We start from the raw sequence: 20398 nt of genomic DNA on the forward strand, positions 1-20398 counted from the left end.
CCGGCTCAGCGTCGCCGGGGCGTGGCGTGCCGGGTGGGCGTGGCGCTGCCCGGGTCCTCCGGCCACGGGTGACGCGGGTAGCGGCCGCGCAGCTCCGCGCGGACCTGCGGGTACCCGGTCCGCCAGAACGACGCCAGGTCGGCGGTGACCGCCACCGGGCGGCCGGCCGGGGAGAGCAGGTGCAGCAGCACCGGCACCCGGCCGTCGGCGATCCGCGGCGCCGCCGGCCAGCCGAAGGTCTCCTGGAGCTTCACCGCCAGCACCGGCGCCGCCGGGTCCGCGTAGTCGACCCGGATCTTCGAGCCGCTGGGCACCTCGATCCGCTCCGGGGCCAGCTCGTCCAGCCGGGCCGCCTGCCGCCACGGCAGCAGCCGGCGCAGCGCGGCGGCCACGTCGACCCGGGCCAGGTCGGCCCGGCGCCGGGCAGCGGCCAGCTCCGGGCCCAGCCAGTCGTCGGCCGCGGCGAGCAGAGCGTCGTCGCTTACCTCGGGCCAGCCCTCGCCGAGCGCCCGCCGGCAGAACGCCATCCGCTCGCGCAGCGCCCGGGCCTGCGGCGTCCAGTTCAGCACCGCCAGCCCCTCCTGGCGCAGCCCGTCGCGCAACGCCGCGGCCAGCAGCGCCGGCTCCGGCCGGGCCAGCGGGCGGGTCAGCAGCTCGATCGCGCCGAGCCGGACCACCTCCCGGGCCACCACGTCACCGTCGGTCCAGCCGACCTCCCGCGCCTGGCGCAGCAGCGGGCCGCCCGCCTCCCGGGCGGTCGCCTCGTCCAGCCCGGCCGCGAGCCGCACCCGGGCGGTCGGCGCGCCGGGGGAACGGTCGGCCACCGCGACGGCCAGCCAGTCGAGGCCGGCCAGCCCCGACCCGGGCGTCAGCTCCGCCGCGGTCCCGCCGGCCATCAGGTACGACGTCCCGCCGGCCCGGCGCGCCCGGGCCAACCGCTCCGGGTACGCCAGCCCCACCAGCAGCCCGGCGGCCAGGTCGTCGGGCAGCTGTTCCCGGCCGGTGGCCCCACGGTCGGCGGTGCCCCGTCGGGTGGTGCCGGTCGGGCCGGTCCGGGCCCCGGACGGGGCCGCGCCGGCCGGGTCGCCGTCGGTCGCGGTCCCGCCGCCGGTGGGCAGGGCGGTCCGCAGCCGGCGCACCTCCGCCCGCCAGCGGGTGGTCGTACCCGGGTCGGCGCCGACCCGCAGCCGCCGCCAGCCGGCGACCAGGTCGTCGTCCCCGCCGGTCAGGCCCTCCTCGGCCAGCAGTGCGACCAGTTCCGCCGCCCGGTCCGCGCCGACCCGCGGCGCGCCGTCGAGCAGGGCCCGGCCCAGCCGGGGATGGGCGCCGGTGGCGGCGATCGCCCGGCCCCGCACGGTGATCCGGCCGTCGGCGTCGACCGCGCCGAGGCTGGCCAGGGTCTCCCGGGCCACCGTCAGCGCCGCCGCCGGCGGCGGATCGGGCAGGGCCAGCCCCGCGCCGTCCGGGCTGCCCCAGGCCGCCAGCTCCAGGGCGAAGCCGGTCAGGTCGGCGGTGGCGATCTCCGGCTCGGGCTGCGGGGCCAGCCGCTCGTGGGTGGCCGCCGACCAGCAGCGGTAGACGTGGCCGGGAGCCTCCCGCCCGGCCCGGCCGGCGCGCTGGGTGGCGGCGGCCCGGGAGACCGGGACGGTGACCAGGGCGCCCAGCCCCCGGGACAGGTCGGTGCGGGCCACCCGGCTCAGCCCCGCGTCCACCACCACCCGGACGCCGGGCACGGTGAGGCTGCTCTCGGCCACCGCGGTGGCCAGCACCACCCGGCGACGGTCGGCCGGACGCAGCGCGGCGTCCTGCGCGGCGCCGGGCAGCCGCCCGTGCAGCGGCAGCACGGCCACCCCGTCGCTCAGGTCCGCCAGCCGCCGGGCCACGCCGGCGATCTCGCCCGCCCCCGGCAGGAAGACCAGCAGGTCCCCGTCGCGCTCGTGCAGCGCCCGCCGGACGGTGGCCGCCACGTGGTCGAGCAGAGCCGGGTCGACCCGGCCCGCGCCCGGTGGCGTCACCGGCCGGGGCGGGGGCGCCCAGATCCGGGTGACCGGGTGCAGCGCCGCCTCCGCCCGCACCACCGGGGCCGGCCGGTCGGCGCCGAGCAGCGCGGCGAACCGGTCCGCCTCCGGCGTCGCGGACATCGCCAGCAGCCACAGGTCGGGGCGGAGGGCGGCCCGGGACTCCACCGCGAAGGCCAGCGCCAGGTCCGCGTCGAGCTGCCGCTCGTGGACCTCGTCGAGCAGCACCGCGCCGACCCCCGGCAGCTCCGGGTCGTGGTGCAGGCGGCGGACCAGCAGGCCGGTGGTGACCACCTCCACCCGGGTGGCGGGGCCGACCCGGCGCTCGCCGCGCACCGCGTACCCCACCCGCCCGCCGACCCGCTCGCCGAGCAGGTCGGCCATCCGGCGGGCCGCGGCGCGGGCGGCCACCCGGCGCGGCTGGGCGACCACCACCCGGCCGTCGACCTGGTCGGCCACCGCGAGCGGCGCGAGCGTGGTCTTGCCGGTGCCGGGCGGCGCCACCAGCACCGCGCTGCCGGCCTCCGCCAGCGCCGCGAGCAGCGTCGGCAGCACCGGACTGACCGGCAGTTCGAGGGATACGTCGGAGAGCACGGTGCCCACTGTGGCACCCGGCGGTCAGCCGGGGCGTACCGCGTCGACGCCGGTGACGAAGGCGGCCCAGGTCGCGGACGGGAAGACCAGCACCGGCCCGCCCCGGTCCTTGCTGTCCCGGACGGCGACCCGACCGTCGACGGTGGCGACCTCCACGCAGTTGCCGTTGCCACTACTGCGCGTGCTGGTGAGCCAGTCCGCCCTGGACAGGTCGAGCGAGGTCATCCCCGTACCTCTCGTCTTCTGCGGGCGTGCCGCGAGGCGGTCACGCAAAGTTGCGAGAAGCCTCCTCCAGGCGGGCCACGGAGTCCGCCGGATCCAGTGCCATGTGGCACAGCTCCTCGTGCACAAGGCTATACCCGCGCACGTGTCCGGCTTCCTCCAGAGCCAGCCCCATCGTGAGATTGTCCAGGTAGACCACGGAGGCATCGGCGGTGTCGGCGAAGCTCAGGATGACGTACGGGGTACTCATCGCCGGATGCGTGCCGGCCGCGAATGGAAGTACGTGAATAGTCACGTTGGGTGATCGTGCGGCCCGGGCCATGTGGATCAACTGCTCGGCCATCACCGCCGGGCCGCCGACCGGGCGCAGCAGCACCGCCTCGTTGAGCACCACGGAGAGTTGGACCGGAGACTCCCGCCGCAGCACCTCCTGCCGGCGCAGCCGGGCGGCGACCTTGCGCTCCAGCCCCTCCTCGCCCGCGGTGCGCCGGTAGATCTCCCGCGCGTACGCCTCGGTCTGCAGCAGACCGGGCACCGACTCCGCCTCGTACGTGCGCAGCGCCGCCGCCTCGGCCTCCAGTCCGACGTAGAACTCGAACCACTCCGGCAGGACGTCGCTGTAGTTCTGCCACCAGCCGCGCTGCTGCGCCCCGCGGGCGATCTCGATCAGCGCCTCCGCGTCAGCGCCGGTCACCGCGTACAGCGCCAGGGCGGCTCGCACGTCGCGCGGTTTGATGCCGATCTGGGCGTTCTCGATCCGGGACAGGTTGCTCTTGGACATGTCGAGCTGGCGGGCGGCGACGTCGAGCGTCATGCCGGCGCGCTCCCGCAGTTGACGGAGCTCTCGGGCGATCCGGCGGCGGCGGACAGTGGGGCTGGCGGTCACCCTGTGAGTCTGGCACGGCAAGATCCGCAGGTCGCGCCAGCACGGAGTGCAACTATCGAATCCGGGAGTTGCATTGGCGGATTGGTGCAGGCATCCTGTCACCCGGCGTCGATCACTTGTGGACAACCCGCGTTGGAGGCTCGTTTGCTCATCGCCGACGAGTTCTTCCTCATCGCCCACAACGACAGTCGGGGCAAGGCGAGGCTCCACCCGGCCGCGACCGGCCTGGGGCTCGCCGGCGCCCTCCTCGGCGAGCTGGTCCTGTTCGGACAGATCACCGTCTCCGCCGGGCTCGTCACGGTGGTGGACCGCCGTCCACCGGCGGACGCGCTGGCGCACACCGTGCTGGACCAGTTGATCGGCGAGTCGCAGCACCAGTCGGTCCGCACCTGGCTCAGCTTTCTGGCCCAGTCGGCGACGACGTCGGTGGGGGAGCGGCTGGCCCGCGCCGGCGTGCTGCGCCGGCAGGAGAGCCGGCGGCTGCTGCGCACCAGCGTCAGCTACGTCCCGGCCGACCTCAACGTGGTGGCCTGGCCGGCCACCCGGCTGCGTGCCCTGCTGGAACGGCCGGATCCCCCCGCCGTGCCGGACGCCCTCGTGCTCGGCCTGGTCTCCGCCGCCGGGCTGACCAGGGAGGTGCTCTGGAGCGCCGGCCCCCGGGCCCACCACCGGCTCGGCGTGCTCATCCCCGCCCTGCCCGCCCCGCTGAAGGAACTCGTCGCGCACACCGAGGCCGCCGTCGGCGCCGCCGTGCTGCGCGGCATCCCCTGATCCGCGCCACCACCTCCCTGACCCCCTCGAACCGGAGCAGCCCCCATGCCCCCCTCGTCGACGCTGGAACGCCCCAGCAACGTCTCGGACGCCCTGGCCCGCGGCCGGTTGGGCGTCCCCTCGGTCATCTTCTTCGTCATCTCCGCCGCCGCGCCGTTCACGGTGGTCGCCGGGTTGGTCACCACCGGGTACGCGGTCACCGGCGTGACCGGCCTCCCGCTGGCCTTCCTGGCGGTCGCGGCGGTGCTCGTGCTCTTCTCCGTCGGCTACGTGGCGATGGCCCGCCGCGTCGCCAACGCCGGCGCCTTCTACGCGTACATCTCGCGAGGGCTGGGCCGGCCGGCCGGCGTCGGCTCGGCCTGGGTCGCGCTGATCGCGTACAACGCCCTCCAGGTCGGGCTCTACGGCACCATCGGCATCGCCGCCGAGCCGGTGCTCGACCGGCTCTTCGGCGGCCATCCCCAGTGGTGGGTGGTGGCCCTGGTCGCCTGGGCCCTGGTCGGCCTGCTGGGCCTGCTCCGGGTCGACGTCAACGGCCTGGTGCTGGCCGTGCTGCTGGTCACCGAGATCGCGGTGATCCTCGTCTACGACCTCGGCCAGCTCACCCACCCGGCCGGCGGTGAGGTCAGCGTCTCCGCGTTGTCGCCGGGGAACTTCCTCGTCCCCGGCGCCGGGGCGGTGCTCGTGCTCGCCATCACCGGCTTCGTCGGCTTCGAGTCCTCGGTGGTCTTCAGCGAGGAGAGCAAGGATCCGCGCCGTACGGTGCCGATGGCCACCTACCTCTCGGTCGCGATCATCGCCGGGCTCTACGCGCTGTCGTCCTGGACGATGACGGTGGCCACCGGGCCGGACCGGATCGCCGAGCGGGCCGGCCAGGACAGCGTCCTGCTGATCTTCAACCTGGCCGGCGAGCAGCTCGGCGACACCGCCGTGCTGATCGGCCAGGCGCTCTTCGTGACCTCGGTGCTGGCCGCGATGATCTCGTTCCACAACACCACCGCCCGGTACGCCTTCGCGCTCGGCCGGGAGCGGGTGCTGCCCGCCGCGTTCGGGCAGACCTCGCCGCGGACCGGGTCCCCCCGGGTGGCGTCGCTCGCGCAGACCGTCCTCGGTTTCGTGGTGATCGTGCTGTACGCGGTGAACGGCTGGGACCCGGTGCTGCAACTGTTCTACTGGGGCGGCACGGGCGGGGGCTTAGGCGTGCTGCTGCTGATCGCGTCGACCTCGGTCGCGGTGATCTCGTTCTTCGCCCGGCAGGGGGTGCGGGAGACCCTCTGGCGGCGGGCGATCGCCCCGGGCCTGGCGGCGGTCGCGCTCGCCGTGATCATCGTGGTGGCGCTGGACAACTTCGCCAACCTGCTCGGCGTCGCGCCGGACTCCCCGCTGCGCTGGGCGATCCCCGCGGTCTATCCGGTCGCCGCGCTGCTCGGCGTGCTCTGGGGCCTGGTGCTGCGGCGCAGCCGCCCCGACGTGTACGCCCGGATCGGCCTCGGCGCGGAGAGCGCCGCCGCGACCGTGCTGCCGGATCCGGGCGAGCCGGCGCCGGCCCGGTCGGGGGTGGGGCGGTGAGCGGGCTGACCGTCGAGCGGCTCGGGCCGGCGGATACCCGGGCGGTCGCCGAGCGGGTCGCCGGTTCGTTCCAGACGCTGGCGGCGACGCGGTGGCTGGTACCGGACGCCGCCAAGCGCGAGGCCGTGCTGGCGGACAACTTCGAGATCCTGGTCGACCACGCCATGCGGCACGGCCTGGTCCACGCCACCGCCGACCGGTCCGGCGTGGCGGTGTGGTTCCCGCAGGCCGGTGATCCGGCGCCGCCGCCGGCCCGGTACGACGAGCGGCTGGCCGCGGCCTGCGGGGAGTGGACGGAGCGGTTCCAGCACCTCGACGCGCTGTTCGAGGCGCACCACCCGCACGACGACCACCACCACCTGGCGTTCCTGGCGGTGGCGCCGCGGCGGCAGGGGCAGGGCGTCGGCACCGCCCTGCTGCGGTACCACCACGCCGCGCTCGACGCCGAGGGCGTGCCGGCGTACCTGGAGGCGAGCAGCGAGCGCAGCCGCGACCTGTACGCCCGGCACGGCTACCGGGGCAGCGAGCCGTTCCGGCTGCCCGACGGCACCCCGTTCTTCCCGATGTGGCGGGAGCCGGCGGGCCGCTGAGCGCGCGCGACAGGAGCCCGGGCGACGTCCGGGCCCCTGTCCGTCACCTCACCTCGACGACCTCGTGGCGACCCTGCGCCGCGCGGCGCACCCGCCGCCGCTGCGCGACGACGCCGACCACGCGCGGGGGCTGCGCTGGATGCACGCCACGGCGGCCAGTACCCCGGACGCGCCGGTGGTGGACGTGACGGACTCCTCCGGTGCTGCTGGGCCGAGCGTCGGCGTGGACTGGTGGGCCCGGCCGGCGAACCGCCGACCGGGCCCGACGGACGCGACGGTGGCCGGGCCCGCCGAACCGGCCGCCTAGTACGTTCCGTCGAGCTGACCCCGCAGCTTGGTCAGCGCCCGGGCCAGCAGCCGCGAGACGTGCATCTGCGAGACGCCGATCTGCTCGGCGATCTGCGACTGGGTCAGGTTGCCGTAGAAGCGCAGCGTGAGGATCTTCTGCTCGCGCTCGTCGAGCGTGGCGAGCGCCGGGCCGAGGGCGACCCGCAGCTCGGCCAGCTCGAACTCGCTGTCCTCGCCGCCGAGCATGTCGCCCAGCTCGGTCGCCCGGTCGCCGTCGCCGGTCGGGGTGGACAGCGAGACCGCGTTGTACGCGCGGGCGCCCTCCAGGCCCTCCAGGACCTCCTCCTCGGTGAGCTTGAGGTGGGTGGCGATGTCGGCGACCGTAGGCGAGCGGCCGAGGGTCTGCAGCAGCGAGCTGTTGGCGTCGGAGATGGCCAGCCGCAGCTCCTGGAGGCGGCGGGGCACCCGGATGTCCCACGTGCGGTCGCGGAAGTGCCGCTTGAGCTCGCCGATGATGGTCGGGATGGCGTAGCCGGCGAAGTCGACGCCGCGGGAGGGGTCGAACTTGTCGATCGCCTTGATGAGGCCGACGGCGGCGGTCTGCGCCAGGTCGTCGGTGGGTTCGCCGCGGCCGCTGTAGCGGTGGGCGAGGTGGTTGGCGAGTGGCAGCCACGCCTCGATCGCCCGGTCGCGCGTCGCGGCCCGGGACGGGTGGTTGGCGGGCAGCGCGGCCATCGCGTTGAGCAGGTCGGCGGCGCTGTCGGTGAGCGCGCGCGGGTCCAGCTTCTCGGTGGTCGTCGCGGTGGTGGCCGGTTGTTCGGTGGTCGCTGGCGTGGTCATGGGTGGTCCTCCCTGCACCTCGTCCGCGGATGAAAAGACGTGACGCTTCGGTTTAGCTTCAGATGGCCCGTTCGGGAGTCACCTTAGCCCCGTCGGCTTGGCGAAATCTAGCCGAAAGGACGATGTACTTAAGTGATCTTAAGTCATGAAAGGGTATTAGCAGACATAGCCGCGCACGTTTGTGATCGCCGTTACCGGGTCGCTCGTCCAATCGGCCGTCGGGCGCATCTCCGCCTGCCCGGCCCGGTCGGCCAGCCCGGCCCGACCGACCGGTCAATCGCCGAGCCGACACGGCGGACGACTGTCGGTTATCCGTTGTTGTCCCGTTGACAGGACCACGCGTAGCGTCGCCCTACACCCATCGGTACGGAGGCGTCGTGCTGGACCCCGCGGATCCGCAACTCGTCGTCGACAGTCGCATGCTGCACATCAGCTGGCTGCCGGTGGATCCGGACGCCGTCGCCGCGCTCGTGCCGCCCGGGCTGCGACCGCGCCCCGACCGGCAGGTCTTCATGAACCAGTACGTGGTGGAGGACGACGCCCAGACCTCCGGCTTCGGCGCCTACTCGCTGACCTACCTCGGGGTGGGCCTGGACGGGGTGGACGCGCCGGACGGGGTGACGTCGGGCGGCTGGTGGACCCACTACGTCACCTCCAGCCCCCGGGTGCGGGAGTACGCCGCCGCCCGCGGCGCCCCCGCGGCGCTCGGCCGGACCACCATCGACGTCCGCGGCGAGGCGTTGGTCGCCGAGACCGTGGCCGACGGGATGCCGCTGATCCGGGCCCGCGCGCGGGTCGGCGAGACCGGGCACGTGGTCCACGCCGGGCACAACCGCTACCTCACCCGCTGCGCCGGGCAGTTGCTCAGCGCCGTCTACCCGTTCATCTCGGAGCCGGTCGACCCGTTCGAGATCGAGTCGGTGGAGTTCCTGGACCCCGGGCACCCCGTCTACGCGCTGCGTCCGCAGAACCCGCTACTGATCAACTGGGGCTTCTACGCCCCGCGCGCCTCGTTCGCGTACCCGGGTGGGCTGACCCCGTACCCCGGTGGGCAGCAGGCCCGGGCGGAGCAGGTGGCCACGCCTCACCAGGTGCCGGCGCGCCGGTCCCGCAGCGGCCTGCCGTCCGGGTCGTAGACCAGCCGGTACGCCGGCAGCGCCCAGAGCCGGGTCAGCCGGGGCCGCCGCTCCGGCCGGTGCGGGCGCAGCCGGCCCGGTGGCCGGGGCCCCTGCCGGCCCGAGTCGAACCAGCGCTGGAGGGCGTCGGCCGCCGAGGTGATCGCCCTTCACCGCCGCCTCCGGGTCGAGCAGGTCGGCGTCCTCGAGTGAATCAACGGCTCGGCGAGGTTTCCGATCGCCCAGACGGGTAACTCCGATACCGGGTCGGCGCGTTCCACGGCGGTCAGGAACCACTCCTGCATCGCCACGTTCCAGCCCCCCGAGGTCGTCGACACCGTCCTCACGGTAGGTGTCCCGCCACCGGTCGCACGCCGGGCGAGTCCCGAGTGCCCTGGTGGTGGCCCATCGCAGCCCGAGACACGAACACGAGGAGGCCCCAGCATGCCCGCCGAGACGACGAACCCCGTGACCGAGTACCGCCCCCAGGCGGTGGAGAGCGAACGGGGTGCGCTGCTGGCGGTGTTGCTCATGGTGATCCTCGGGGTCGCCGGGATCTTCGCCGTCTCCTGAGGGCCGGCGGCGAGCGCCCCGGCGGACCGGGGCGCCCTCGCCGCTCAGGGACGGTCGCCCTGACCGCCGGTGTGCGGCAGCCGTTCGGCCGGGACGACGCCGAGCCGGCCCGCCTGGAAGTCCTCGACAGCCTGGATCAGCTCGGCGCGGGTGTTCATCACGAACGGCCCGTAGTGCGCCACCGGCTCCCGGATCGGCAGGCCGCCCATGATGTAGAGGTCCAGCGCCGGGGTGTGGGCGTCCTGCCGGGCGTCGGCGGTGACCCGCAGCGCGTCGCCCGGGCCGTGCACGGCCAGCTGGCCGGTGTGCACCGGCCGTCGATCGGTGCCGACGGTGCCCCGGCCGCCGAGCACGTAGACCAGCGCGTTGAAGTCCGGCCGCCAGGGCAGGCTCAGCTCGGCGCCGGGCTGCAGCGTCACGTGCGCGATGGTGATCGGGGTGTGGGTCGAGCCCGGACCCTGGTGCCCGGCCACCTCGCCGGCGATCACCCGAACGAGCGCCCCGCCGTCCGGCGTGGTGAGCAGCGCCGCCTCCGCGCCCCGGATGTCCTGGTACCGCGGCGGCTTCATCTTGGCCACCCGGGGCAGGTTGACCCAGAGCTGGAGGCCGTGGAAGAGGCCGCCGCTCATCACCAGGTGCTCCGGCGGCGCCTCGATGTGCAGCAGCCCGCTACCCGCGGTCATCCACTGCGTGTCACCGTTGGTGATGGTGCCGCCGCCACCCTGCGAGTCCTGGTGGTCCATGATCCCGTCGATGATGTACGTCACTGTCTCGAAGCCGCGGTGCGGGTGCCACGCGGTGCCCTTCGGCTCGCCCGGGGCGTAGTCCACCTCGCCCATCTGGTCCAGGTGGATGAACGGGTCCAGCTCGGTCATCGGCACCCCGGCGAAGGCCCGGCGCACCGGGAAGCCCTCACCCTCGTAGCCGCTCGGCGCGGTGATCAGGCGGTGCACCGGGCGGTAGCTGGTGCTCTCGTCGAGCCGGGGCAGGCGCGGCAGGACGAGGACGTCGTCGACGGTGATGGCGGGCATCGCGAACTCCTTAGTCACTCAGGGTGGACGACGCGTCGCGGTCGGCCCGCAGGCGCCGGCCGAGTCGTTCGAAGACCCGGGTCAGGGTGGCGACCTCGGCGTCGTCGAGGTCGTCCATCAGGTGCCGGCGGACCGAGGTCAGGTGCCCCGGCGCGGCCTCACGCAGGGCGAGCAGCCCGGCGGCGGTCAGCACCGCCTCGCTGCCGCGGCGGTCCTGCGGGCAGGACTGTCGGGCGACGAGGCCCCGCCGCTGCATGGAGCTGACCTGGTAGGTCAGCCGGCTGGGGGAGAAGACCAGTCGGCTGGCCAGCTCGCCCATCCGCAGCCGCTGCCCCGGCGCCTCGGAGAGCAGGACCAGCACGTGGTAGTCGGCGAAGGTGAGGCCGCAGTCGGCCCGCAGGTCCTCCTCCAGCTGGGTGAACAGCCGCTGGCTCGCCTCGATGTAGGCACGCCAGGAGGCCATCCGCTCGCTGTCCAGACTCTCCGTCACGGCTACGACAGTAGCACTCTTTCAAATTTAAACAAGATGCCTGCCGTAGAGGGTAGGACCTGGTGGCGGGAGGCCGTGCCGGGCTCGTCATTTCGATTTGAACGACTGCCGGGGGCGAAAAGCACGGGCGGGCCGCGCCGCGCCGTGCCAGACTCCGGCCCGTGGATCTCGTCGAGCTGACCGCCCCCGGCCTGCTGCTACGTCCGTGGCTGGCCGAGGACGCCCCCGCCGTCCTGGCAGCGCTGCGTGAGCCGGCGGTGGAGCAGTGGAACCCGCAGGGCGTACGCGACGAGGCGGGGGCCCGCGAGTGGCTGCGCCGGCGCGCGGACCGCACCACGGCGGGCCACTTGTCGCTGGCGGTGACCGACGCGGCCGAGGGCACCCTGCTCGGCGGGGCCTCGCTCTTCCAGATCCACGCCGGCAACGCCTCGATCGGCTACTGGACGGCCGCCCCCGCGCGCGGCCGCGGCGTGGCCTCCCGGGCCGTCACCGCGCTGACCGCCCGGGCCTTCGCCGACCTCGGACTGCACCGGATCGAGCTCTGCCACGCGGTCGCCAACCCCGCTTCTTGCCGGGTCGCGGCCCGCGCCGGATATCCCGTCGAGGGCACCCTGCGGGAGTCGCACCGGTACGGCGACGGCCGCCGGTACGACGAGCACCTGCACGCCCGGCTGGCCACCGACGCCTGACCCGCACCCGGTTAGGCTCGGCGGGTGGACGATCTCGACCTGCTCGACTGGCGCGAGCGGGTGGCCCGGCTCTACCTCTCCGACCTGGACCTGGCCGGCTTCCGGACGGCCCGCGACGACCTGTTCGCCCGGCACCCGGCCAGCCCCGTCCCGGCCGTCGACCGGGCCACCTTTCCCGGGCTCGGCTGGTTCCCGCCGAACCCGGACGCCGTCGTGGAGGCGCCGCTGCGCCCCGCCTCGGGCACCGGGAGCATCGACACCGGCGGCCCGGACGGCGTCGTGACCTACCGCCGGGTGGCCGTGGCGCAGACCCCGTGGGGCCCGCTCACCCTCTGGTGGATCGAGGCGTACGGGGGCGGGCTCTTCGTGCCGCTGCACGACGGCACCAGCGGCCGGGAGAGCTACGGCGGCGGGCGGTACCTGACCGACACTGTCAAGGGGACGCACGGCCGTGGACTCAGTGTGCTCCCCGGCGGGAGGGTACGCCTGGACGCCAACTACCTCTACAACCCCAGCTGTGCCTACGACGACCGGTGGGCCTGCCCGCTCGCCCCGCCGGAGAACCGGGTCGACGTGCCGATCCGGGCCGGCGAGCTGGCGTACCGGCGGCCCTGACATCCGCCCCGGCGCCCCGGCGCCCCGGCGCCCCGGCGCCCCGGCGCGGTGCGTCGGGGGTCGGGGCGTCGGTGCGTCGGGGACCGGCTCAGCGGGCGGTCGTGCCGGTCGGGATGAGGTGCATCCGGCCCAGCAGCTGACGCGCCTGGTCGGCGAGGTTGGTGTCCACGGTCACGGCGTACTGGCCGGCGCGCAGCGAACTGGCCGAGGTGAAGTCGCGCTGGCCGCCGGACATGGCGTGCGCGACCGCGCCGAAGACGGCACCCCAGATGGCGCCGATGACCAGCCCGACCAGGATCACCGCCACCCAGTTGCTGGCGGTGAAGATGCCGAACAGCAGGCCGATGAAGAGCCCGAACCAGGCTCCGGTGCCGGCGCCGAGCAACGCGGCCCGCCCGGTGGTCAGCCGGCCGAGCACCGTCTCCACCAGGGTCAGGTTCGTGCCCACGATCGCGGTGTGCTCCACCGGGAACCGGTTGTCGGCCAGGTAGTCCACCACCCGCTGGGCGGACGGATAGTCCGGGTACGACCCGATCGTCACGGTGGGACGCCCGGTCTGCGGGCCGTGCCCGTCGCCGCCGGGCGCGGCCGGCCGGCCGGCCGGACCGGACGGGAGGTTGGCGCCGCCCGGCATTCCGGGACGCCAGGCCGCGGTCGGGTTCGAGGGTCTGGTCATCGCTGCCTCCTTCATCGACCACCCGTCTTCCCGACGGCCCCCACTGGTAACGCCCATTCGGGCCGGCGTCGAGGAATGCTGCTGACCGGTCCGGGTAGGCACCGGCGTGCAGAGCGGACGGATCAGTGAGCACGGCTTCCTCGCCGACGGTCGCAGCGCCGTGCTGGTGGACCGTGCCGGCTCGGTGAACTGGTGGTGCCCCGCCCGCTTCGACGGGCCGTCGGTGTTCGGGCGGCTGCTCGACGATCGGGCGGGGCACTGGTCGATCCGGCCGGAGGGCGGGCACCCGAGCGAACGCTCCTATCTGGACGACACGCTGGTGCTGCGTACCGTCTTCACCACGGCGACCGGCGCGGTGGCCGTCACCGACGCCCTGGCGCTGGAGCCCGGGGCGCGGGGGCACGACATCGGCCGGCGCTCCCCGCAGGTGCTCGCCCGGGTCGTCGAGGGACTCTCCGGCGAGGTGCCGGTGCTGGTGGACTACCAGCCCCGGTTCGAGTACGGGCTGGTCACCGCGTACCTGATGGAGTCCGGCGGGGTGATCGACGCGGTCGGCGGCGGCTGCCGGCTGCGGCTGCGCGCCGACGTCCCGCTGACCTGCGGGGAGGGCCGCGCCACCGCCCGGATCACCGTCCGGGCCGGCGAGACCTACCGCTTCACCCTCGGGTACGCCCCTGCCTCGGAGAACGAGGCGCCGGCGCTGCCCGACGCCGACCGGGTGGTCGCCGACGCCGTCGCCGGCTGGCGCTCCTGGGCCGCGTTGCACGACTACCGGGGCCGCTACCGGGACGCGGTGCGGCGCAGCGCGATGGTGGTGCAGGGCATGACCTACCAGCCCAGCGGGGCGGTGGTGGCCGCCGCGACCACCTCGCTGCCCGAGCGGCTGGGCGGCGACCGCAACTACGACTACCGCTTCGTCTGGGTCCGCGACTTCAGCCTCACCCTCCAGGCGCTCTGGCTGGCGGCCTGCCCGGACGAGGCGAACCGGCAGTTCTCCTGGGTGGGCCGGGCGATGGGCCGGATCGGCGACGAGCCGGTGCCGATCATGTACGGCGTCGAGGGCGAGCGGGACCTCACCGAGCACGCCCTCGGTCACCTCGCCGGGTACGACGGCAGCCGGCCGGTGCTCGTCGGCAACGACGCCTGGCGGCAGCGGCAGAACGACGTGCTGGGGGAGATCCTCGACGCCGCCTGGCTGATGCGCCACTACCTCGACCCGATGTCGCCGGACGTACGCCACCTGCTGCGCGCGCTCACCGACCGGGCGGTGGTGGACTGGCGAGGGCCGGACGCCGGGATGTGGGAGGCGCGCGACGCGCAGCGCCACTACGTCTCGTCCAAGGTGCAGTGCTGGACGGCGCTGGACCGGGCGGTCCGCTTCGGCCCCCGGCTCGGCGACCCGTCGGAGGTGGCCCGCTGGGCGGCGGCCCGCGACGAGGTGCGGGAGGCGGTGCTGGCGCGCGGCTGGAACGAGCGGCTCGGCGCGTTCACCGGGGCCTTCGACTCCGACGAGTTGGACGCCTCGGTGCTGATCATGCCGCTGGTCGGCTTCCTGCCGGCGGACGACCCCCGGATGCGCTCCACGATGGACGTGGTGCAGCGGCGACTGTCCCGCGACGGCCTGCTGCGCCGCTGGGACGACGACCCGGCCGGCTTCGTCATCTGCTCGTTCTGGCTGGTCGGCTGCCTCGCCCTGGCGGGGGAGCGGGACCGGGCGGGCGAGCTGTTCGAACAGCTCGCCGTGCGGGTCAACGACCTCGGGCTGTACGCCGAGCAGATCGACCAGGCGACCGGGGAACAGCTGGGCAACTTCCCGCAGGCCTTCTCGCACATCGGTCTGATCAACGCGGCGGGCCACCTCACCGACGCCGACGAGCGGGCCCGGCAGACCACTCCACGCGACCGACAGCCCGTGCCGACCGGTGCGGGGCCCACGGAGGGAGCACGCTGATGACCGGACGGCTGGCGGGCAGGACCGCCCTGATCACCGGCTCGGACTCGGGGATCGGGCAGGCCACGGCGATCGAGTTCGGCCGGGAGGGCGCCGATGTGGTGGTGCACTACCTGGAGGACCACGCCGGGGCCAACCACACCCGGGCCGAGGTGGAGAGGGCCGGCCGGCGGGCGATGGTGGTGCAGGGCGACATCAGCGTCGAGCACCAGGTGGAGGCGATGTTCGACGAGGCCCTCGCCGAGTTCGGCACGCTGGACATCCTGATGAACGACGCGGGGGTGGACGCCTCCGGCATCCCCGTCGCCGACCTGGACACCGAGACCTGGGACCGGTGCATCCGCACCAACGTCTACGGGACGTTCTTCTGCTCCCGGCGGTTCGTGCGGCACCGCCGCGACCAGGGCGGACACGGGAAGATCATCAACATCACCTCGATCCACCAGGAGGTGGCCCGGGCCGGCGGCGCGGACTACGACTCCAGCAAGGGCGCCATGCTGGAGTTCGCCAAGAGCCTCGCCCTCGAGGTGGCGCCGATGCGGACGAACGTCAACAACATCGGACCTGGGATGGTGCTCACCCCGTTCAACCAGCGGGCCATCGACGACCCGCAGTACCTGGAGGAACAGGTGCAGTCCATCCCGTGGAAGCGGGCCGCCCAGCCCGGTGAGATCGCCAAGCTGGCCGTCTTCCTCGCCAGCGACGACGCCGAGTACGTCACCGGGTCGACGTACTTCATGGACGGCGGCCTGATGCAGAACCAGGGCCAGGGGGCCTGACCGCCCCTGCCGCGCCGGTCATCCGGCGGTGCGGCGCAGCCGGGCGGCGGTGGCGTCGTCGGCCGGGAAGAACGACTCGACCGACAGCTCCTCGACGGTGACGTCCAGCGGGGTGCCGAAGGTGGAGACGGTGCTGAGCAACCGCAGCTCGCCGCCGTCGTGGCGCAGCCGCAGCGGCACCACCACGTCGGCCGGGCCGGGCGCCGGGTCCGGTGCCGACGGGCCGGGATAGCCGAGCAGTTCCTCGTGCAGCGCGGCCAGCGCGGCGTCGCCGGTGAGCGCGGCCTGCCGGCGCAGCCGGGCGAGCAGGTGGGCGCGCCACTGACCGAGGTTGGTGATCCGGGGCGCCATGCCCTGCGGGTGCAGGGTCAGCCGTAGCGCGTTGACCGGCGGCCGGAGCAGGTGGGCGGCGGCCCCGTCGGTGAGCAGGGCCAGGGGGGCGTTGCCGGCGACGAGGTCCCAATGCCGGTCGACCGCGACGGCCGGGTACGGCTCGTGCGCCCGCAGCACCCGGTGGACGGCGTCGAGCACCGGACCCAGCTCCGGGGACCCGAGCGGCGCGTGCGAGTAGACCGGCGCGTACCCGGCGGCGAGCAGCAGCGCGTTGCGTTCGCGCAGTGGCACGTCGAGCTGGTCGGCCAGGCGCAGCACCAGCTCCCGGCTCGGCGTGGACCGGCCGGTCTCCACGAAGCTCAGGTGCCGGGCGGAGACGTCCGCCTCGACCGCCAGGGCGAGCTGGCTGAGCCGGCGCCGGTGCCGCCACTGCCGCAGCAGCCGGCCCACCGGCTGCCCGCGCTCCAGGACCAGGTCGCCCACTCCGATCATGGTACGGACGACCCGCCCGGGTGCCCGGGTCGAACTGCACCGCCTGCCCCCGCGCTGAGGTTCACCGGCCCCGGCCGGTCTCCTCCTGCAACTCGTCGATCCGCCGGGACGCCTCGGCCTTGGTCAGGTCGTCCGGCACCTCCGCGCCGGCCTCCCGGGCCCAGCGTGTGCGGGTACGACTCCATGCCGCCTGCTGCCATGTACGGGTGATCACCGGCTGAACTCGTACGATCACCGGGTGGACTCGGGCGTGATCGTGGTGGGGGCCGGCATCGCCGGGGTGGCGTGCGCGACGGAGCTGGTCCGGGCGGGCGTCCCGGTGGGGGTTTGGGAACGGGGCCGGGTCGCGGGCGGGCGGATGGCCAGCAGGCGGTTCGACGGCCGCCCCGCCGACACCGGCGCCGCCTACCTCACCGCCGACGATCCCGACTTCGCCGAGGTCGTGGCGCGGTGGCGGGCCGCCGGGCTGGTCCGGGAGTGGACCGACACCTTCGTCGCGTACGGTCCGGACGGCCGGCGCGAGGTCACCGGCCCGATGCGCTGGTCCGCCCCGCGCGGCCTGCGCTCCCTCGTCGAGGAGTTGGCCCGGGACCTCCCGGTGACCGTGGACCGGCTGGTCATGACAGTGGAGCCGGGCCCGGTGGTGGACGGTCGCGGCTGCGCCGCGGTGGCCCTGTGCATGCCCGGTCCCCAGGCGGCGCTGCTGCTCGACCCGGCGCTGGCCGAGGCCACCCGCGCCGCCCAGGAACAGCGCTGGGCGCCCACGCTCAGCGCGGTGCTGCGCTTCCCGAACCGCCGGTGGCCGGACTTCCGCGGCGCCTTCGTCAACGACCACCCGCTGCTCGCGCTGGTCTGCGACGACGGCGACCGGCGCGGCGACGGCGCCCCGGTGCTGGTCGCGCACACCACCCCGGAGTTCGCCGCCGGCCACCTGGCGCAACCCACCGCCGCCGGGCCGGCCGTCGAGGAGGCGATCCGTGACCTGCTCGGGCTGCCCGAGCCGGCCGAGCTGGTGCACGTGCACCGCTGGACGTACGCCCGCCCGACCGTGGCCGGCGACGGGGCGTACCACCTCGACGACGACGGCATCGGGCTGGCTGGCGACGCGTTCGGCCGGCCCCGGGTGCAGAGCGCCTGGCGCTCCGGGCGGGACCTGGGCCGGGCCCTGGCCGAGCGGGTCCTTGCCGTGCGGGGCTGACCGGCGCCGGGGTGCGTACCGGCACCCGGGTCAGCCCCGGACGCCGGCGGAGCGCGGGCTCGCCCCGCTCCGCCGGGTCCTCGGTGCGCTCGCCCGCCCGGTCCAGCAGCTGAATGACCGGGGTGGCGGCGATCCCGTGCACCACCACGAAGACGATCATCACCAGCCCGACGGCCGCCCGGATCAGCTCGGCCTGGGGGAAGTCGGTCGTCGCCCGGGGGGGCTAAGCCTCGGTGTCCGTCTTGTCCCCCGGTGACGTCCGCCTCGGCGTGACGAGGGGGGAGTCGGCGAGGGCGGCCAGTAGCGCGCCCGGGTCGTCGTAGACGGCGACCGCGCCCGCCCCGGCCAGCTCGCCCCGGCCGGCGCCCGATGCTCAGCCGTGCGGGATGAGGATCTCGAACCAGACCGTCGAACCGCGAACCGTGGGGTCGGTCCCCCAGGCGTCGGAGAGCTGCTCGATCAGACCGAGTCCCCGGCCACGGCTGCTCAACGTGTCGGTCTGCGCCCGGGTGACGGTGCCCCGGGTGCCCGAGTCGGCGACCGACACCAGCAGACGCTCCGGGCTCAGGTCGATCTCCACCCGGGCGGCCGTGCCGGCGTGCAGCAGCGCGTTCGTGGTCAGCTCGCTGGTGCAGAGCACCGCCGCGCCGATCACCGCGTCCGGCACCCGCCACTCGGTCAGCTGCGCGGTCATCCAGTGCCGCACCCGGCTCGGCGCGGTCGGCTCGGCGGGCATCTCCATGCTCGCCGAGCGGCTCGGCTGCAGCGCGTGCTCCACCGCCAGCACCGCCACGTCGTCCTCGGTCGCTCCGGCCACCGCGCCGGTGGCCACCGCGCAGAGCGCACGCGGGTCCCCGCTGGCCGCGCCGGCCACCGCCCTGGCCAGCCCGTCCAGCCCCGCGGTGAGGCTCTGCCGGCGCCGCTCGACCACCCCGTCGCTGTACAGCAGCAGGGTGTCCCCGGGGTGGAACGGCAGGGTGGCGGTACGCGGCCGGCAGCCCAGCCCGAGCGGGGCGCCAGTCGGCAGCTCGACGAAGCTGGCCGTCGCCGAGCCGTCGGGCGGGCCGCGCCGGACCAGCGGCGGCGGGTGCCCGGCGCTGGCGAGCGTGATCTCGCCCCGGTTCGCGTCCACCACCCCGAAGACCACGGTGACGAAGAGTTCCTGGGTGCCGGTCTCGGTGCCGAGGCTGGCCACCAGCCGGTCCAGCCCGGCCAGAACGGCGTCCGGGCGCGGGTCGGTCAGCGCCAGGGCGCGCAGCGCCGCCCGTACCTGCCCCATCCGGGCCGCCGCCTGCACGTCGTGGCCGGCGACGTCACCGAGCACCACGCCCAGGTCGCCGGTGGGCAGCAGGAAGGCGTCGTAGAAGTCACCGCCGGCGGCGTTGCCGTCGACGCCGGGGTCGTACCGGGCGGCGATGCGCAGCTGGGGCAGCGCCGGCAGCCGCTCCGGCAGCATGCTGCGCTGCAGCAGCTGGGCCGTGCCGTGCTGGGTCTCGAACCGGCGGGCCCGCTCGGCCGCCTGGCCGACCAGCTCCGCCGAGGCGGCCAGCAGTGCCCGCTCCGCGGCGGACCAGCCGTGCGGCGTCTGGTGGCCGACGGCGAGCCCGCCCCTGATCACCGAGGAGCGCAGCGGCAGCGCCGCCAGCGCGCGAATCTTCTGGTCGTGCCGGTCGACCGCGCTCGCCCGCAGCGGCTGGCCGTCACCGACGAAGTACGGCACCCCGCTGCGGGCGGTCACCACCATCGGGGCGGGGGAGTCCGCGGGGATCGGCCGCCACAGCGGGGGCAGCCGCTCGTCGGCCTCGTCCAGCAGTTCGCCGCGCATGCGCCGGACCATCCGCCAGCCCGCGCCGTCGTCGACCGTGAAGGCCACCCGGTCGGCGTCGAAGGAGTGCAGCCCGTACCGCAGGGTCACCCGGGCCACGTCGTCGAGGGTGAGCGTGCCGGAGAGCGCGGCGGCGAAATCGCTGAGGCTCTGCAACTGCTGGGTGAGCTGGGTGGTCTGCGCGGCGACGGTGAGCACGCCGACGATCCGGCCGGCGCTGTCGCGCACCGGCGAGTTGCCGCGGGTGAAGACGGTGTGGTCGCCGGTGGCCGCGAGGTGCGCGTCGACGGGCAGCACGGACTCCCGCTGGAGGAAGGACTCGCCCCGCCGGTACGCCCGCTCGATCACGTCGCCGGCCCCCGGCAGGTGCCAGAGGTCCGCGAAGACCTCGCCGGCCGGCCGGCCGAGGGCGCCCGGGTGCCGGTCCCCGATCAGCTCGGCGTAGCCCTGGTTGTAGAGCAGGACGAACTCGTCGCCGTAGTAGAGCGCCATCGGCACCGGCGAGGCGAGGATCACATCCACCAGGGCGCGTACCGCCGGGTCCCACCGCTGCGGCGGCCCGAGCGGCGTGCCCGCCCAGGGGTGGGCGAGCACGGCTGCCGCGACCTGCGAGACCGGGGCCGGTCCGGGGGCGGCGGCTGGTGGCGTGGGGACTCGCCTGACCGTGCCTGGCATGTCACGCAGCCTAGCCGGAGCGCCCCGCAGTCGTTTGGATCATGGCCGCCGGCCGCGCCGGGCGGTTCGTCGACCGGGGGGCGTTACGGCAGGTCGGGTGCCCTTTCGGGGGACATGTCGGGAAATTGGTCCCGGGAGTCGCGGCGTGCTGTCCGACCGACCGGGTATGCGGCGGGCG

General features: G+C 74.9%; 21 protein-coding genes and 1 pseudogene. 11 read left to right on the plus strand and 11 right to left on the minus strand.

Features of this window, described 5'->3' with window-relative positions:
- Positions 1 to 5: 5 nt before the first annotated feature.
- Genes hrpB through AB0I41_RS16695 form a run of 3 tightly spaced genes read right to left on the minus strand, consistent with a single transcriptional unit; the run spans position 6 to position 3720 of the window.
- Complete coding sequence (hrpB, locus tag AB0I41_RS16685; protein WP_357107741.1) at positions 6 to 2612, minus strand: ATP-dependent helicase HrpB; 2607 nt, start codon at positions 2610 to 2612, stop codon at positions 6 to 8.
- Between the two features lie 24 nt (positions 2613 to 2636).
- Positions 2637 to 2837 carry a DUF397 domain-containing protein gene (locus AB0I41_RS16690; RefSeq protein WP_357107743.1) on the minus strand — a complete coding sequence of 67 codons (201 nt, stop codon included), beginning with the start codon at positions 2835 to 2837 and terminating at the stop codon, positions 2637 to 2639.
- A gap of 40 nt (positions 2838 to 2877) precedes the next feature.
- The gene (locus tag AB0I41_RS16695) at positions 2878 to 3720 is read right to left on the minus strand and encodes a helix-turn-helix transcriptional regulator (RefSeq protein WP_357107746.1); all 843 of its coding nucleotides are present in this window, start codon (positions 3718 to 3720) and stop codon (positions 2878 to 2880) included.
- Between the two features lie 144 nt (positions 3721 to 3864).
- On the opposite strand from AB0I41_RS16695, the gene AB0I41_RS16700 reads away from it, so the two are divergent.
- The 4 genes from AB0I41_RS16700 to AB0I41_RS16715 all read left to right on the plus strand — a co-directional run bounded on the left by AB0I41_RS16700 (position 3865) and on the right by AB0I41_RS16715 (position 6957).
- Entirely contained in the window at positions 3865 to 4491 is a 627-nt protein-coding gene (locus AB0I41_RS16700; protein ID WP_357107965.1) for a GPP34 family phosphoprotein, read from the plus strand.
- A 45-nt stretch (positions 4492 to 4536) separates the two neighbouring features.
- Positions 4537 to 6060: an APC family permease gene (locus tag AB0I41_RS16705; RefSeq protein WP_357107749.1), complete on the plus strand. Its 1524-nt coding sequence runs from the start codon at positions 4537 to 4539 to the stop codon at positions 6058 to 6060.
- Positions 6057 to 6650: a GNAT family N-acetyltransferase gene (locus tag AB0I41_RS16710; RefSeq protein ID WP_357107751.1), complete on the plus strand. Its 594-nt coding sequence runs from the start codon at positions 6057 to 6059 to the stop codon at positions 6648 to 6650. Before AB0I41_RS16705 ends, AB0I41_RS16710 begins: the two co-directional genes overlap by 4 nt.
- Before the next feature lie 64 nt (positions 6651 to 6714).
- Positions 6715 to 6957 (plus strand): hypothetical protein, encoded by a 243-nt coding sequence (locus tag AB0I41_RS16715; RefSeq protein ID WP_357107753.1) that lies wholly within the window; start codon positions 6715 to 6717, stop codon positions 6955 to 6957.
- On the opposite strand, the gene AB0I41_RS16720 is transcribed toward AB0I41_RS16715, so the two are convergent.
- A complete protein-coding gene (locus AB0I41_RS16720) occupies positions 6954 to 7673 on the minus strand; it encodes a SigB/SigF/SigG family RNA polymerase sigma factor (protein ID WP_357107967.1) in 720 nt (239 codons plus the stop codon). The two genes, AB0I41_RS16715 and AB0I41_RS16720, sit on opposite strands and share 4 nt — an antisense overlap.
- Positions 7674 to 8155: 482 nt before the next feature.
- On the opposite strand from AB0I41_RS16720, the gene AB0I41_RS16725 reads away from it, so the two are divergent.
- Positions 8156 to 8914, plus strand: coding sequence for a hypothetical protein (locus tag AB0I41_RS16725; protein WP_357107754.1), 759 nt, complete (start codon positions 8156 to 8158; stop codon positions 8912 to 8914).
- Here the strand turns inward: AB0I41_RS16725 and AB0I41_RS16730 are convergent.
- Positions 8863 to 9100: pseudogene (locus AB0I41_RS16730) on the minus strand (phospholipase); the annotation flags it as partial. The gene AB0I41_RS16725 and the pseudogene AB0I41_RS16730 overlap by 52 nt on opposite strands.
- Positions 9101 to 9337: 237 nt before the next feature.
- Here AB0I41_RS16730 and AB0I41_RS16735 point away from each other — a divergent pair.
- Positions 9338 to 9466, plus strand: a complete 129-nt coding sequence (locus tag AB0I41_RS16735; RefSeq protein WP_257028442.1) for a hypothetical protein — start codon at positions 9338 to 9340, stop codon at positions 9464 to 9466.
- Between the two features lie 44 nt (positions 9467 to 9510).
- On the opposite strand, the gene AB0I41_RS16740 is transcribed toward AB0I41_RS16735, so the two are convergent.
- Positions 9511 to 10497 (minus strand): pirin family protein, encoded by a 987-nt coding sequence (locus AB0I41_RS16740; RefSeq protein ID WP_357107757.1) that lies wholly within the window; start codon positions 10495 to 10497, stop codon positions 9511 to 9513.
- Between the two features lie 10 nt (positions 10498 to 10507).
- A complete protein-coding gene (locus AB0I41_RS16745) occupies positions 10508 to 10987 on the minus strand; it encodes a MarR family transcriptional regulator (RefSeq protein WP_357107760.1) in 480 nt (159 codons plus the stop codon).
- Positions 10988 to 11148: 161 nt separating this feature from the next.
- Between AB0I41_RS16745 and AB0I41_RS16750 the strand changes: the two genes are divergently transcribed.
- Both AB0I41_RS16750 and AB0I41_RS16755 read left to right on the plus strand, forming a co-directional pair.
- Positions 11149 to 11676 carry a GNAT family N-acetyltransferase gene (locus AB0I41_RS16750; RefSeq protein WP_357107763.1) on the plus strand — a complete coding sequence of 176 codons (528 nt, stop codon included), beginning with the start codon at positions 11149 to 11151 and terminating at the stop codon, positions 11674 to 11676.
- 24 nt (positions 11677 to 11700) lie between these two features.
- Positions 11701 to 12291, plus strand: coding sequence for a DUF1684 domain-containing protein (locus AB0I41_RS16755; RefSeq protein WP_357107766.1), 591 nt, complete (start codon positions 11701 to 11703; stop codon positions 12289 to 12291).
- Between the two features lie 88 nt (positions 12292 to 12379).
- Here the strand turns inward: AB0I41_RS16755 and AB0I41_RS16760 are convergent, their stop codons facing one another.
- Positions 12380 to 12967: a general stress protein gene (locus AB0I41_RS16760; RefSeq protein WP_357107768.1), complete on the minus strand. Its 588-nt coding sequence runs from the start codon at positions 12965 to 12967 to the stop codon at positions 12380 to 12382.
- Between the two features lie 106 nt (positions 12968 to 13073).
- On the opposite strand from AB0I41_RS16760, the gene AB0I41_RS16765 reads away from it, so the two are divergent.
- Together AB0I41_RS16765 and AB0I41_RS16770 are read left to right on the plus strand one after the other, a co-directional pair.
- A complete protein-coding gene (locus AB0I41_RS16765; protein ID WP_357107770.1) occupies positions 13074 to 14918 on the plus strand; it encodes a glycoside hydrolase family 15 protein in 1845 nt (614 codons plus the stop codon).
- Entirely contained in the window at positions 14918 to 15697 is a 780-nt protein-coding gene (locus AB0I41_RS16770; protein ID WP_357107773.1) for an SDR family oxidoreductase, read from the plus strand. The genes AB0I41_RS16765 and AB0I41_RS16770 overlap by 1 nt, the downstream gene beginning before the upstream one ends.
- 18 nt (positions 15698 to 15715) lie before the next feature.
- Here AB0I41_RS16770 and AB0I41_RS16775 read toward each other — a convergent pair whose 3' ends face one another.
- Both AB0I41_RS16775 and AB0I41_RS16780 read right to left on the minus strand, forming a co-directional pair.
- Positions 15716 to 16513, minus strand: coding sequence for a helix-turn-helix transcriptional regulator (locus tag AB0I41_RS16775; protein WP_357107776.1), 798 nt, complete (start codon positions 16511 to 16513; stop codon positions 15716 to 15718).
- A 70-nt stretch (positions 16514 to 16583) separates the two neighbouring features.
- Positions 16584 to 16736 carry a DUF3072 domain-containing protein gene (locus AB0I41_RS16780; protein ID WP_357107778.1) on the minus strand — a complete coding sequence of 51 codons (153 nt, stop codon included), beginning with the start codon at positions 16734 to 16736 and terminating at the stop codon, positions 16584 to 16586.
- Positions 16737 to 16772: 36 nt separating this feature from the next.
- On the opposite strand from AB0I41_RS16780, the gene AB0I41_RS16785 reads away from it, so the two are divergent.
- A complete protein-coding gene (locus tag AB0I41_RS16785) occupies positions 16773 to 17720 on the plus strand; it encodes an FAD-dependent oxidoreductase (RefSeq protein ID WP_357107969.1) in 948 nt (315 codons plus the stop codon).
- A gap of 373 nt (positions 17721 to 18093) precedes the next feature.
- Here AB0I41_RS16785 and AB0I41_RS16790 read toward each other — a convergent pair whose 3' ends face one another.
- Positions 18094 to 20220 carry a SpoIIE family protein phosphatase gene (locus AB0I41_RS16790; RefSeq protein ID WP_357107781.1) on the minus strand — a complete coding sequence of 709 codons (2127 nt, stop codon included), beginning with the start codon at positions 20218 to 20220 and terminating at the stop codon, positions 18094 to 18096.
- Positions 20221 to 20398: the final 178 nt, after the last annotated feature.

The sequence above is a fragment of the Micromonospora sp. NPDC050200 genome (assembly GCF_040656135.1).
GTDB lineage: Bacteria > Actinomycetota > Actinomycetes > Mycobacteriales > Micromonosporaceae > Micromonospora.